General features: G+C 57.0%; 10 protein-coding genes and 3 tRNA genes. 2 read left to right on the top strand and 11 right to left on the bottom strand.

Going from position 1 to position 13,436, the window contains the following annotated elements; genetic code table 11:
* Positions 1–133 precede the first annotated feature (133 nt).
* From I9H09_RS09290 to I9H09_RS09280, 3 genes are all read right to left on the bottom strand, one after another.
* Positions 134–218 (bottom strand) — tRNA-Leu (locus I9H09_RS09290).
* A 55-nt stretch (positions 219–273) separates the two neighbouring features.
* Positions 274–349, bottom strand: a tRNA-His gene (locus I9H09_RS09285).
* A gap of 52 nt (positions 350–401) precedes the next feature.
* A tRNA-Arg gene (locus I9H09_RS09280) sits at positions 402–478 on the bottom strand.
* Between the two features lie 293 nt (positions 479–771).
* Between I9H09_RS09280 and folD the strand changes: the two genes are divergently transcribed.
* The gene (gene folD, locus I9H09_RS09275; RefSeq protein ID WP_024668886.1) at positions 772–1,626 is read left to right on the top strand and encodes a bifunctional methylenetetrahydrofolate dehydrogenase/methenyltetrahydrofolate cyclohydrolase FolD; all 855 of its coding nucleotides are present in this window, start codon (positions 772–774) and stop codon (positions 1,624–1,626) included.
* A gap of 62 nt (positions 1,627–1,688) precedes the next feature.
* Here the strand turns inward: folD and I9H09_RS09270 are convergent, their stop codons facing one another.
* The 6 genes from I9H09_RS09270 to I9H09_RS09245 all read right to left on the bottom strand — a co-directional run bounded on the left by I9H09_RS09270 (position 1,689) and on the right by I9H09_RS09245 (position 7,710).
* Positions 1,689–3,461, bottom strand: coding sequence for an ABC transporter substrate-binding protein (locus I9H09_RS09270; RefSeq protein WP_122347602.1), 1,773 nt, complete (start codon positions 3,459–3,461; stop codon positions 1,689–1,691).
* 84 nt (positions 3,462–3,545) lie between these two features.
* Complete coding sequence (locus tag I9H09_RS09265) at positions 3,546–3,818, bottom strand: DUF2160 domain-containing protein (RefSeq protein ID WP_024668888.1); 273 nt, start codon at positions 3,816–3,818, stop codon at positions 3,546–3,548.
* 12 nt (positions 3,819–3,830) lie between these two features.
* Positions 3,831–4,631, bottom strand: coding sequence for a carbohydrate ABC transporter permease (locus I9H09_RS09260; protein ID WP_003376266.1), 801 nt, complete (start codon positions 4,629–4,631; stop codon positions 3,831–3,833).
* A 10-nt stretch (positions 4,632–4,641) separates the two neighbouring features.
* On the bottom strand, positions 4,642–5,508 hold the full coding sequence (locus tag I9H09_RS09255; RefSeq protein ID WP_005897316.1) for a carbohydrate ABC transporter permease: 867 nt from the start codon (positions 5,506–5,508) through the stop codon (positions 4,642–4,644).
* Positions 5,501–6,616: an ABC transporter ATP-binding protein gene (locus I9H09_RS09250; protein WP_024668889.1), complete on the bottom strand. Its 1,116-nt coding sequence runs from the start codon at positions 6,614–6,616 to the stop codon at positions 5,501–5,503. The genes I9H09_RS09255 and I9H09_RS09250 overlap by 8 nt, the downstream gene beginning before the upstream one ends.
* On the bottom strand, positions 6,616–7,710 hold the full coding sequence (locus I9H09_RS09245) for an ABC transporter ATP-binding protein (RefSeq protein WP_055002962.1): 1,095 nt from the start codon (positions 7,708–7,710) through the stop codon (positions 6,616–6,618). The genes I9H09_RS09250 and I9H09_RS09245 overlap by 1 nt, the downstream gene beginning before the upstream one ends.
* A gap of 309 nt (positions 7,711–8,019) precedes the next feature.
* Between I9H09_RS09245 and I9H09_RS09240 the strand changes: the two genes are divergently transcribed.
* Positions 8,020–9,873, top strand: coding sequence for a sigma-54-dependent Fis family transcriptional regulator (locus I9H09_RS09240; protein WP_054997236.1), 1,854 nt, complete (start codon positions 8,020–8,022; stop codon positions 9,871–9,873).
* A gap of 302 nt (positions 9,874–10,175) precedes the next feature.
* Here the strand turns inward: I9H09_RS09240 and cysS are convergent, their stop codons facing one another.
* Together cysS and I9H09_RS09230 are read right to left on the bottom strand one after the other, a co-directional pair.
* Positions 10,176–11,558 carry a cysteine--tRNA ligase gene (gene cysS, locus I9H09_RS09235; RefSeq protein ID WP_054988946.1) on the bottom strand — a complete coding sequence of 461 codons (1,383 nt, stop codon included), beginning with the start codon at positions 11,556–11,558 and terminating at the stop codon, positions 10,176–10,178.
* 24 nt (positions 11,559–11,582) lie between these two features.
* On the bottom strand, positions 11,583–13,277 hold the full coding sequence (locus tag I9H09_RS09230; RefSeq protein ID WP_122347601.1) for a glutamine--tRNA ligase/YqeY domain fusion protein: 1,695 nt from the start codon (positions 13,275–13,277) through the stop codon (positions 11,583–11,585).
* Positions 13,278–13,436: the final 159 nt, after the last annotated feature.

The following is a 13,436-nucleotide window of genomic DNA, read 5'->3' as shown; positions in this document are numbered from 1 at the left end:
CAGCACGAGACCTGCCCAGCCTGCTGGGCAGCGAAATAACTGAAAATAAGAAATTCGACACAACAAAAAGCCCGCACGGGGCGGGCTTCTCTGGGCTTTTGCGGTTTTCAATGAAACCTGGCAAAAGTACAAATGGTGCGGACGGAGAGACTCGAACTCTCACACCTTGCGGCGCTGGAACCTAAATCCAGTGTGTCTACCAATTCCACCACATCCGCATTTCAAACTTTTAAAGCAAAAGCGCCAGACTATGAATCTGGCGCCCTTTGAATATGGGGTGGACGATGGGGTTCGAACCCACGACCGCAGGAGTCACAATCCTGTGCTCTACCAACTGAGCTACGCCCACCATATTGCATGTGACATGTGCATCTTACTTGCTGTGCCAAAGCTGCCTTGAATGGCGCACCCGGCAGGACTCGAACCTGCGACCATCCGCTTAGAAGGCGGATGCTCTATCCAGCTGAGCTACGGGCACTTATATAATTTGTATTCTTGCGATAACAAACTAAAGGGCTTTCAATCACACCGAGCTGATTTGCAACTCTGCCTGACCTTATCAACCAGTGCTAGCTTAACCAGTGCTGGGCTCTGCCCGGCAAGTGCGACGAATCTTATAGACGGCCCCTGGGGTCGTCAACCTTTTTTTGAAAAAAATTCAGCTAGATAAAGGGGTTAGCGGAATTTGCAACGCATGCGCCTTTGCCCTCGCGCCATGTCATGCGAGAATGCGCGCTCATTTTATTTCCTCTCGATGGTTAATCACGCGTCATGACTGCAAAACTAATCGACGGCAAAGCGATCGCCGCCAGCCTGCGCCAGCAGATCGCCAAACGTGTCGCCGAACGTAGCCAGCAAGGCTTGCGTACGCCGGGCCTCGCGGTGATTCTGGTGGGCAGCGACCCCGCCTCTCAGGTTTACGTTTCGCACAAGCGCAAAGACTGTGAAGAAGTCGGCTTTATTTCCCAGGCCTACGACTTGCCCGCCGAGACTACTCAGGTAGCGTTGACGGATCTGATCGACCGTCTCAATGAAGACCCCGCTGTGGATGGCATTTTGCTGCAGCTGCCTCTGCCTGCACACCTTGATGCGTCCCTGCTGCTGGAACGCATTCGCCCGGACAAGGATGTGGACGGTTTCCACCCTTACAATGTCGGTCGCCTCGCCCAGCGCATTCCGCTGCTCCGCCCGTGTACACCGAAGGGCATCATTACCCTGCTGGAAAGCACCGGTGTCGACCTGTACGGTCTGGATGCCGTGGTGGTTGGCGCGTCGAACATCGTCGGTCGCCCGATGGCAATGGAACTGCTGCTGGCGGGCTGCACCGTCACCGTAACCCACCGTTTTACCAAAGATCTGGCAGGCCATGTGGCCCGTGCCGATCTGGTGGTGGTTGCCGCGGGCAAGCCCGGCCTGGTCAAGGGCGAATGGATCAAACCCGGCGCCATTGTGATCGACGTCGGCATCAACCGTCAGGAAGATGGCAAGCTGGTGGGCGACGTGGTGTACGAAACCGCCCTGCCCCGCGCCGGCTGGATTACCCCGGTCCCTGGCGGTGTCGGCCCGATGACCCGTGCCTGCCTGCTGGAAAACACGTTGTATGCGGCGGAAACCCTGCACGACTGATCAGCACGCGCCCAATAAAAACGGCACCTCAAGGGTGCCGTTTTCATGACATCGAAAACACCTTATTTCTTGCCATCCTCCCAGCTTTTCAGCAGGTCCGAATAGGCAATGGTTTCACCCTTCGGTTTCTCGTTGGCCAGCTTGCGTTGCGGCGCAAGGAACTTGCCACCGCTTTGCTCTGCCTTGGAGTACCACTCTTCTGCAGTCGTCTCAGGATTCATCTTCGGCGCACACTTGCTGGCTTCCTGAACCTTGGAACGCTCGATGCGCGTCATGATTGCATCCTGATCCTTGGCCAGACCATCCAGCGCCTGCTGAGCGGTCTTTTCGCCAGTGACCGCTTCGGCAACGTGGCTCCACCACAACTGAGCCAGCTTCGGATAATCAGGCACGTTGGTGCCGGTTGGCGACCATTGCACACGAGCCGGGCTGCGATAGAACTCCACCAGACCACCCAGTTTCGGTGCCAGCGCGGTCATCTCCTTGGAGTTGATGTCCGACTCGCGAATCGGCGTCAGGCCGACGATGGTTTTCTTCAACGAAACACTTTTGGAGGTCACAAACTGCGCGTACAGCCAGGCCGCCAGACGCTTTTTCTCATCGGACGACTTGAGGAAGGTCCAGGAGCCTACGTCCTGATAACCGAGCTTCATGCCTTCTTTCCAGTAAGGCCCCTTCGGCGACGGTGCCATGCGCCATTTCGGCGTGCCATCGGCATTCATGACCGGCAGCCCGGGCTTGGTCATGTCAGCGGTAAAGGCGGTGTACCAGAAGATCTGTTGCGCAACGTTACCCTGCGAAGGCACCGGACCGGATTCGGAGAAGGTCATGCCCGCCGCTTCCGGCGGCGCATAGGCTTTCAGCCAGTCAATGTATTTCTGGGTGGCGAAGACTGCTGCTGGCCCGTTGGTGTCGCCGCCGCGGGTGATGCTGGAACCGACCGGATGGCAGTCTTCGACGCGGATGCCCCACTCGTCCACTGGCAGGCCGTTAGGCAGGCCCTTGTCGCCGCTGCCCGCCATGGAGAACCAGGCATCAGTGAAGCGCCAGCCCAGCGAGGGGTCCTTCTTGCCGTAATCCATGTGGCCGTAAACTTTCTTGCCATCGATTTCCTTGACGTCTTCGCTGAAGAATTTGGCGATGTCTTCATAGGCTGACCAATTGACCGGAACACCCAGCTCGTAGCCGTATTTGTCCTTGAATTTCTTTTTCAGGTCAGGACGTTCGAACCAGTCGGCCCGAAACCAGTAAAGGTTGGCGAACTGCTGATCGGGCAGTTGGTAGAGTTTGCCGTCAGGCGCAGTAGTGAATGACGTGCCGATGAAGTCTTTCAGGTCCAGCGTAGGAGAAGTGACTTTACTGCCTTCCGGGCTGGCCATCAGATCGGTCAGAGAAAGCGCCTTGCCGTACCGGAAGTGTGTACCGATAAGGTCAGAGTCGTTCACCCAGCCGTCATAGATGCTTTTGTCCGACTGCATGGCCGTCTGCAGCTTTTCGATCACATCACCTTCTTGCAGCAAGTCGTGAGTGACTTTGATGCCGGTGATTTCAGTGAATGCCTTGGCCAGGGTTTTCGATTCGTACTCGTGGGTGGTCAAGGTTTCCGACACCACCTTGATGTCCATGCCTCGGAACGGCTCAGCGGCCTTGATGAACCACTCCAGCTCTTTCAACTGCTCAGCATCGGAAAGCGTACTCGGCCTGAATTCACTGGCCGCCCACTTCTTCGCCGCATCCTCGTATTGATCCGCCCATGCCGACACACTCAACCCGCTGAGCATGATCATGGTTGCCAGCGTCACGCTATGTTGCAGCTTGTTTTTCTTATTGAACATAGTCATCTCCAATGTTGCTTTTATGTAGTCCCGCTTTCGAATACTGCCGACCGGATCACTTCGGTAATCGCGCCCGGCCGCCCTCTAACCCCACCGCATAACCACCAACAACCACACCAGGGATATCCCTGAAGCGATCCAGATACTCCAGTCAGTGACACCGATCACCAGCAGATGCAGGTAAGCGCTGCCCAAAAGCCCGATGAACAAGCGATCGCCACGCGTAGTGACAATCGGCAGAAAACCTCGACGCTCAATGCTGGCCGAACGCAGTTCCCATACAGTCATGCCCACCAGCAACAACCCGATACCGATAAAGAAAGCTGCCGTTGGCAGTGTCCAGGACATCCACTCCATTTTCCCGACTCCTCAGACACGACCAAGAGCAAAGCCCTTGACCACGTGGTTGCGAACAAACCAGATCACCAGCATGCCCGGCAGGATGGTCAACACCCCTGCCGCTGCCAGCACCCCCCAATCGATACCCGATGCTGACACCGTGCGGGTCATCACCGCGGCAATCGGTTTGGCGTTGACCGATGTCAGAGTGCGCGCCAGCAGCAACTCGACCCAGGAAAACATGAAGCAGAAAAATGCAGTGACGCCGATGCCCGAGCCAATCAGCGGGATGAAAATCTTCACGAAGAACTTGGGGAAACTGTAACCGTCGATGTAGGCGGTTTCGTCAATTTCCTTGGGAACGCCGGACATGAAGCCCTCCAGAATCCATACCGCCAGCGGGACGTTGAACAGGCAGTGCGCCAGAGCAACGGCGATGTGCGTATCAAACAGCCCGATAGACGAATACAGCTGGAAAAACGGCAGCAGAAACACTGCCGGTGGCGCCATGCGATTGGTCAGCAGCCAGAAAAACAGGTGCTTGTCGCCAAGAAAACGATAGCGTGAAAACGCATAGGCTGCCGGCAAGGCGACGCTCAGCGATATCACCGTATTCAAGCACACGTAATACAGCGAATTGAGGTAACCGCTGTACCAGCTCTCGTCGGTGAAGATCACCTTGTAGTTGGCCAGGGTGAAGTCCTGCGGCCACAGGGTCAGGCCGCCGAGGATCTCGGTATTGGTCTTGAACGACATGTTGACTAGCCAGTAGATTGGCACCAGCAGGAACAGCAGGTAAATCCACAGCGGTATGATTTTTCGCAGACTCATGACCAGCCCCTCAATTCTTTTCGCTGTGAGTCATGGCGGTGTAAAACACCCATGACACCAACAGAATGATCAGGAAGTACACCAGCGAGAACGCCGCCGCAGGCCCCAGGTCGAACTGACCAAGCGCCATCGTGGTCAGGGTCTGGCTGAGGAACGTGGTGGAGTTGCCCGGACCGCCACCGGTCAGCACGAACGGCTCGGTGTAGATCATGAAGCTGTCCATGAAACGCAGCATCACTGCGATCAGCAGGACACTTTTCATCTTTGGCAACTGAATGTGTCGGAAGATTGCCCAGCCGGAAGCACGATCGATACGCGCCGCCTGGTAGTACACATCCGGGATGGCACGCAGGCCTGAATAGCACAGCAGCGCGACCAGCGAGGTCCAGTGCCAGACATCAATGATCAGCACTGTCACCCAGGCATCAGACGCATTGGCGGCGTAGTTGTAGTTGATGCCCAGCACGTTGTTCAACGTGTAGCCCAACAGACCGATGTCGCCACGCCCGAATATCTGCCAGATGGTGCCGACCACGTTCCACGGAATCAGCAGCGGGATGGTCATCACGATCAGGCACAACGACGACCAGCGGCCTTTGGTGGGCATGGTCAGGGCGATCGCAATGCCCAGCGGAATTTCGATCAGCAACACGCAGCCCGAGTAAATGAACTGGCGCAACAGCGAATCGTGCAGGCGCGGGTCCTGTAGGACCTGTCTGAACCAGTCGGTGCCGACGAAATAGCGGCTGGACTGGTCGAAGATGTCCTGCACCGAATAGTTGACCACGGTCATCATCGGAATGATGGCGCTGAATGCAACCAGCAGAAACACCGGCATCACCAGCCACCAGGCTTTGTTGTTCTGCACTTTACGCATGAGGCACCTCACTCGCAGGGCCTGCTTCAAGCAGGTAATCATCGGCATACAGCATCAGCCACTGCCCCGGAAAACTGATCCAGGCTTGACCTTGCGGCACCGGTTTGTCTTCCTGCAGACGAACTTTCAGTAACTGACCGGCAAGCTTCAGGGTGATGATCTTGTAGGTGCCAAGGTCCTCGACGTAGGTCACGTCAGCGCACATCGCATCGTCGTAAGGCCCGTCCCAGACATGCACGAACTCTGGACGAATGCCCACTTTCAGGCTTTTCCACGAGGTATTGGCGAGCTTTTGCTGCAGCGACTCAGGCAGCGGCAAATGAATATCGGCAAAACCGACCCCACCCGGTTGAGGCGTGACGTCAATCAGATTCATGCCGGGGCTGCCGATGAAATAACCGACAAAGGTGTGGGAAGGTTTTTCGAACAGCTCGCGGGGAGTGCCGAACTGGACGATCTGCCCGCCATACATCACTGCGATCTTGTCGGCGAAGGTCGACGCTTCCAGTTGATCGTGGGTGACGTAGACCATGGTGATGTTGAACTGCTCATGAATCTGTTTGAGCTTGCGACGCAGCTTCCACTTCAGGTGCGGGTCGATGACTGTCAGCGGCTCGTCGAAAAGGATCGCCGAAACGTCATCGCGGACCAGCCCGCGCCCCATGGAAACCTTCTGCTTCTCGTCCGCCGACAGGTTGCGTGCCTTTTTCTTCAGCAGCAATTGCAAGTCCAGCACGTCAGCGATTTCGTTGACCTTGGTGAGAATCCTCGCCTCGTCCATGCCCTGATTGCGCAAGGGAAAGGCCAGATTGTCGAACACAGTCATGGTGTCGTAGATCACCGGAAACTGGAAAACCTGAGCGATATTGCGCCGCTCCGGCGGCAGCTCGTTGACTACCTTGGAGTCGAACAGCACTTGCCCTTGGGACGGACTGAGCAAGCCCGAAATGATGTTGAGCAATGTCGATTTGCCACATCCGGAAGGGCCCAGCAGCGCGTAAGCCCCGCCCTGCTCCCAGACATGGCTCATTTCCCGAATCGCATAGTCATCCGGACCGGGTTTGGCGCTGTAGCTGTGCGCCAGGTTCTGCAAACGGATCTCGGCCATCAGGCAACCCTCGCCATGCGCAGGCCCGGCGCCTGAATCAGGCCGCCCTGCAGATCGAATACAAATAGTTTGTGGGTCGGGATGTACACCCGGATCGACGCATCAACGTCGTAGGCATGCACGCCAGGCAGGTGCAGGACCAGCGAAAACAGCTCGTTGCGCACATGCAGGAAGGTTTCCGAGCCGCTGATTTCTGCCAGTTCGACCGTCACGGCCAGTTCCAGATCGTCGTCGTTGGAGGGCACCAGGCTCAAATGACTGGGGCGTACCCCGAAGCGGTAGTCGCCATCGCCGACTGCGCGCAAATCGACGTTGAGCGGGAAATGCACAAAATTGGCGAAGCTGACTTCATTGCCTTCTATGCGCCCCGGCATCAGGTTGATGGGTGGCTCGGAGAACAATTCGGCGGCCAGCACTGTTGCCGGGCGATGGTAAACCTCAGGGGTCTTGCCGCTTTGTACCACTCGACCTTCATGAAGAATGGTGGTCGTACCGCCCAGCGCAAGCGCTTCATTGGGCTCGGTGGTGGCGTAGATAGCGATGGTATGACGGGCCGCAAACAGCTCGCGCATCTCCTGACGCAGCTCTTCGCGCAACTTGTAGTCAAGGTTGACCAGGGGCTCGTCGAACAGGATCAGCTCGGCATCCTTGACCAGCGCCCTGGCCATTGCGGTGCGCTGCTGCTGGCCGCCGGACAGTTCCAGGGGGTGGCGTTGCAGGAACTTCTCGATGCGCAGCATCTTCGCGGTTTCCTGCACGCGGCTGTGTATCACATCTTTGGAAAGGCCTGCCTGACGCAGGGGCGATGCGATGTTTTCGAACACCGTCATGCTGGGGTAATTGATGAATTGCTGATAGACCATCGAGACATTGCGCAGACGAACCGGGCGGTTTGTGACATCGACACCGTTCATCAGCACCCGCCCGCTGTCAGGCTTGTCCAGCCCGGCCATAAGGCGCATCAGGCTGGTCTTGCCGGACAAGGTTCGCCCCAGCAAAACGTTGAATGATCCTGGCTCGAAGCTCAGGGAAGCGTTGTCGATCCATACCTGACCATCGACCGCGCGACTGACATGCTCCAGCGTGAGTGACATGGCGTGCCCTTTTGTTGTTTTTTTGTAAGGGTGAATGCGTGACTGATTGCAGATAGCGACATTCGTGCCAGGTCAGCAACTCTCCCGCCGAGGCGCGAAACAGAGCGATCATCCGTATTTACGGGATGTTCACGGCGTGAAAGCAACTTCGTAGCTGAACAAAAATGAACAGTAAATAATGAACAACTGAACAAAATGAACATTGACTTTGAACAGTTCTGAACGACACTGGACGAACGTTGCGGGAAAGGATGGTCACGCTGACGGGACTAAAAACAAAAACAACACGTCATATTCGCAGGCATCCTCATGTCTCAATCCAGCGCTTCGATTGCCCACGACATCATCATTCAGGATTCATGGACCCGCTGTCTGGACTTCGGTCTCAGCCATCAGACGCGCCCATCGTTCGGCCAACTGCCGGGCGCTGATGTTTCACGCCTGCTGGAGCGCCATCACGCTTTGGTGCAAACCACCCATCAAGAGGTGCTGCCGGTCTATGAAAACATCCTCAGCAACTCCAACTGCCTGATCCTGCTGGCAGACGCCCAAGGTCAATTGCTCAAGTCATGGGGCACTCAGCGCTTCGTCGAACCCTCGCAGACCCAAGGGTTCATGGCTGGCGCCAGCTGGAGCGAACGCGGCACGGGCACCAACGCGATCGGCACCGTACTTGCCTGCGAGCAGGCTATCCATATAGAACCTGACGAACACTTTCTAAAAGCCAATCGCTTCATGACTGGATCTGCGTCACCGATCTTCGATGCCGAACGCAGAATCATTGCCGTGCTGGATGTATCCAGCGACAGCTTCCTGCCGCCCTCGCATACACTGGGCATGGTCAAGATGATGAGCCAGTCAGTGGAAAACCGTCTGATCCTCGATCAGTTTCGCGACACCCATTTCCAGTTGATTTTCAACACCGGCCTGAACAATCTCGACAGTCAGTGGGCGGGCCTGCTGATCTTCGATGAAAGCGGCCGGATTCTCTGTGCCAATCGTCGCGCTGACAATTTGCTGGGCGCCAGGCTGTCAGGGGTCAATATCGAAACGCTGTTCAAGTGCCCTATTCTGCAACTGCTCAGCGAAACAGAAGCTCGGCCGTTCGCGCTGCATGCATTTGGCAACAATCGTTTTCAATGTTTGCTCAAGCGCCCATCCCGCAAGCCGCTCAAACTGCATAGCGTTCAGCAAGCTCAGGCGCCTGTTGCGCCAAGAAGCCTGGACCTCGAGGCGATCAGCCTGGGTGATGCAAAAGTCGAGAAAGCCGTGTTTCAAGCCCTGCGCCTGCAGGAAAAAGACATCCCGCTGCTGATCCATGGCGAAACCGGGGTCGGCAAGGAAGTCTTCGTCAAAGCGCTGCATCAGGCAGGCTCAAGGGCCAGCCAGCCGTTGATCGCCGTCAACTGCGCGGCCATTCCGGCTGAGTTGGTCGAGGCCGAGCTGTTTGGCTACGAGCGAGGCGCGTTCACCGGCGCCAATCAGAAAGGCAGCATCGGGCTGATTCGCAAGGCCGACAAAGGCACGCTGTTTCTCGATGAAGTCGGCGACATGCCTCTGTCGGTGCAAGCGCGTCTGCTGCGCGTGTTGCAGGAACGCTGTGTTCAGCCGTTGGGCAGCAGCGAGTTGTATCCGGTTGACGTCAGACTGATTTCTGCCACCAATCGCAGCCTGCGCGAACAGGTACTGGCGGGGCACTTTCGTCAGGATCTGTATTACCGGATAAGCGGCCTGAGCATCGAGCTGCCGCCCTTGCGCGAACGCACCGATCAACAGGCGTTGATCCAGCGTATCTGGGAACGACACCGAGAGCCGCATCAGCGGGCGGGTTTTTCCAGAGATGTCCTCGAGCTGTTTGAGCGCCACCCCTGGCCGGGCAACCTGCGCCAGCTCAACAGCGTGATTCAGGTCGCACTTGCGCTGGCGGACGAGCAGCCGATCAGTGCCGAACATTTGCCAGAAGACTTTCTGCTTGATGCACGAGCGGATGAAGAATGCAGTGACCTGACCAGTACCCAGGAATCCGCCGTGCGCCTTCACTCGACGCAAGACCTCGGCCAACTGTTTCAGGCGGCAGGCGGGAACATTTCACAGTTGGCCAAACGTCTGGGAGTCAGTCGCAATACGCTGTACAAGCGGTTGCGTGAACAGCGGATCGTTTAGTTTTTGGCGCTCGTGCCAATGTTTTGCGTCATACAAAACACACAAAAATATGGAGGACAGCGAAAAGAGGGCTTTTGTGGGAGCGGGACTTGTCCACGAAAAAGCCGCTACATCCTCCAAAAATACATCGCTGAACTACCGTTTTCGCGGACAAGTTCGCTCCCACGCCGCGCAGAAGCCTGAAATTCCTATAGTTCAGGCAGTTCAGGACTTGTGTACAGCGCTGAGCGTGGGAGTTGTAAGACCGAGGATAAATTATTACCCGGCAGGCTGAGCTCCTTTCCGGGCTCGGCCTGCCTTGATCAGTCCGCCAGACGCCAGGTCGTGCCGCCCTTGCCGTCTTCCAGCAGCACGCCCATGGCGGTGATCTGGTCGCGGATTCGATCAGATTCAGCCCAGTCCTTGGCCGCACGCGCCGCCAGACGCGCCTGAATCAGCGCCTCTACTTCTGCCGCATCGACACGCCCTTCGGCACCGGCACGCAAAAAGTCGTCGGCTTCCAGTTGCAAGACCCCCAACACGCTGGCCAGTTGCTTCAAACGCGCTGCAAGACCCGCGGCTGCAGGCACATCGGATTCGCGCAGGCGGTTGATCTCGCGGACCATCTCGAACAGCACTGCACAGGCTTCAGGCGTACCAAAGTCATCATTCATGGCAGTACTGAAACGCTCGACGAACGCCTCGCCACCCGCAGGGTCGGCTACCGGCAAGCCCCTGAGCGCGTGATAGAAGCGCTCCAGCGCTGCTTTAGATTCACGCAGACTGTCTTCGGAATAGTTGATCGCGCTGCGGTAATGGCTCGACACCAGCAGGTAGCGCACCACCTCCGGGTGATACTTCTCCAGCACATCGCGAATGGTGAAGAAGTTGTTCAAGGACTTGGACATCTTCTCGCCATTGATACGAATCATGCCGCAGTGCAACCAGGCATTGGCGTAAGGCTTGCCGGTAGCCGCTTCACTCTGGGCGATTTCGTTTTCATGGTGCGGAAACTCGAGGTCGCTGCCGCCGCCATGAATGTCAAAGGTGTCCCCCAGGCAGCATGTCGACATCACCGAGCATTCGATATGCCAGCCCGGACGCCCGGCGCCCCATGGCGATTCCCAGCTAGGCTCGCCGGGCTTGACGCCTTTCCAGAGCACGAAGTCCAGAGGATCTTCCTTGGACTCGTCCACTTCGATACGCGCACCGATGCGCAGGTCTTCGATCTTTTTGCGCGACAGCTTGCCGTAACCCTGAAACTTGCCAACCCTGTAATACACGTCGCCGTTACCCGGCGCGTAGGCATAGCCCTTGTCGATCAGGGTCTGGATCATGGCGTGCATGCCGGGAATATGGTCGGTGGCACGCGGTTCCATGTCCGGCTTGAGGATGTTGAGGCGCGCCTCGTCCTCATGCATCGCATCGATCATGCGCGCCGTCAGGGCATCGAAAGACTCACCGTTATCACGCGCACGATTGATGATCTTGTCGTCAATGTCGGTGATGTTGCGTACATAGGTCAGCTCATAACCGCTGAAACGCAACCAGCGGGTGACCAGATCGAACGCAACCATGCTGCGTCCGTGGCCCAGGTGGCAGTAGTCATACACGGTCATCCCGCAGACATACATGCGTACCTTGTTGCCATCCAGCGGTTTGAAAACTTCTTTGCTCTTGGTGAGCGTGTTGTAGATAGAAAGCACTGGCTCCCCCTCAAACGTACAGCATCAGGTCCAGGAATCCCGCAACGTCACCGTGCGGTTGAAGACAGGTCGACCAGGCTTCGAGTCCTTGATGTCCGCGCAAAAATAACCCTCGCGTTCAAACTGGAAACGGTCTTCCGGTTGCGCTTGCCCAAGTGAAGGCTCGGCACGACAACCGGTCAGTACTTGCAGGGAATCCGGATTGATGTTGTCCAGAAAGCTCGCCCCGTCTTCGGCTTTTTCCGGGTTCGGGGAACGGAACAGGCGATCGTACAGACGCACTTCGCATTCAACGCTCTCTGCCGCTGGCACCCAGTGAACCACGCCCTTGACCTTGCGCCCTTCGGGGTTCTTGCCCAGGGTGTCAGGGTCGTAGGAGCAACGCAGCTCGACGATGTTGCCGTCAGCGTCCTTGATTGCCTCGTCGGCACGAATCACATAGCTGCCGCGCAAACGCACTTCACCATTGGGCTCGAGGCGCTTGTAGCCTTTAGGTGGCTCTTCCATGTAATCGTCGCGATCAATGTAGATCTCCCGGGAAAACGGCAGCTCGCGCATGCCCAGATCTTCTTTCGGGTGACGCGGCAGCTCCAGCTTCTCGACCTGACCTTCCGGGTAGTTGGTGATCACGACCTTCAGCGGTCGCAACACGCACATGGCGCGCGGGGCGCTGTGGTCCAGGTCATCACGGATGCTGAACTCGAGCATGCCGAAATCGACCACGCCGTCGGAGCGGTTGGTGCCGATCATTTCGCAGAAGTTGCGAATCGACTTCGGCGTGTAACCACGACGACGGAAGCCCGACAACGTCGACATGCGAGGATCATCCCAGCCATTGACGTGTTTCTCGTCGACCAGTTGCTTGAGCTTGCGCTTGCTGGTGATGGTGTAGTTCAGGTTCAGACGCGAGAATTCGTACTGACGCGGCTTGCACGGCACCGGCAGGTTATCGAGGAACCAGTCATACAGCGGACGATGGCTTTCGAACTCCAGGGTGCAGATCGAATGGGTGATCCCTTCAAGGGCATCCGACTGACCGTGGGTGAAGTCATAGATCGGATAGATGCACCACTTGTCACCGGTCTGGTGGTGATGCGCATGACGAATGCGGTAGATGATCGGGTCGCGCAGGTTCATGTTTGGCGAGGCCATGTCGATTTTGGCGCGCAATACACGAGCACCGTCTTCGAATTCCCCAGCTTTCATGCGCGCGAACAGGTCGATGTTTTCTTCGACGCTGCGCTCGCGGAACGGGCTGTTCTTGCCTGGCTCGGTCAGAGTGCCGCGGTATTCGCGAGCCTGCTCAGGGGTCAGATCATCGACATAGGCCTTGCCGGACTTGATCAGCTCGACCGCCCAGTCGTGCAGTTGATCGAAATACTGCGAGGCGTAGCGCACTTCGCCGGACCACTCGAAACCTAGCCACTTGACGTCACTCATGATGGCGTCGATGTATTCCTGGTCTTCCTTGGCCGGGTTGGTGTCGTCAAAACGCAGGTGCGTATCGCCACCGAACTCCTGTGCCAGACCGAAATTCACGCAGATCGACTTGGCATGGCCAATGTGCAGGTAACCATTGGGCTCCGGCGGAAAGCGCGTCACGATTTTGCTGTGCTTGCCCGAATCCAGGTCGGCCTGCACGATCGGACGCAGGAAATTGGTCGGTACGGCGGGGCCTGCCTTTGAATTGGCAGCGGGTTCTGGAGTGGGCTTGCTCATAAGATCCTTGGGCATACGTGCGCGGCCAGGGTAGGCCGACTAAATCAAAGCGCTTATCATAGCCGAAGCTGTCAAGTCCCTGACAACAGACTGCGTATCTGACGGCATAAAAGCTGCAAAAGCGCTGAAAAATGTAACCTCGTCTGTAAACTGCGCGTC

It is taken from the genome of Pseudomonas tremae (assembly GCF_023278125.1).
Taxonomy (GTDB): Bacteria; Pseudomonadota; Gammaproteobacteria; order Pseudomonadales; family Pseudomonadaceae; genus Aquipseudomonas; species Aquipseudomonas tremae.
The sequence above is the reverse complement of the archived record's forward strand: the minus strand, read 5'-3'. Positions and strand labels throughout refer to the sequence as shown.

Coding starts and splice junctions, on each gene's coding strand:
- folD (WP_024668886.1), top strand. CDS start 772: ATGACTGCAAAACTAATCGACGGCAAAGCGATCGCCGCCAGCCTGCGC.
- I9H09_RS09270 (WP_122347602.1), bottom strand. CDS start 3,461: ATGTTCAATAAGAAAAACAAGCTGCAACATAGCGTGACGCTGGCAACC.
- I9H09_RS09265 (WP_024668888.1), bottom strand. CDS start 3,818: ATGGAGTGGATGTCCTGGACACTGCCAACGGCAGCTTTCTTTATCGGT.
- I9H09_RS09260 (WP_003376266.1), bottom strand. CDS start 4,631: ATGAGTCTGCGAAAAATCATACCGCTGTGGATTTACCTGCTGTTCCTG.
- I9H09_RS09255 (WP_005897316.1), bottom strand. CDS start 5,508: ATGCGTAAAGTGCAGAACAACAAAGCCTGGTGGCTGGTGATGCCGGTG.
- I9H09_RS09250 (WP_024668889.1), bottom strand. CDS start 6,616: ATGGCCGAGATCCGTTTGCAGAACCTGGCGCACAGCTACAGCGCCAAA.
- I9H09_RS09245 (WP_055002962.1), bottom strand. CDS start 7,710: ATGTCACTCACGCTGGAGCATGTCAGTCGCGCGGTCGATGGTCAGGTA.
- I9H09_RS09240 (WP_054997236.1), top strand. CDS start 8,020: ATGTCTCAATCCAGCGCTTCGATTGCCCACGACATCATCATTCAGGAT.
- I9H09_RS09230 (WP_122347601.1), bottom strand. CDS start 13,277: ATGAGCAAGCCCACTCCAGAACCCGCTGCCAATTCAAAGGCAGGCCCC.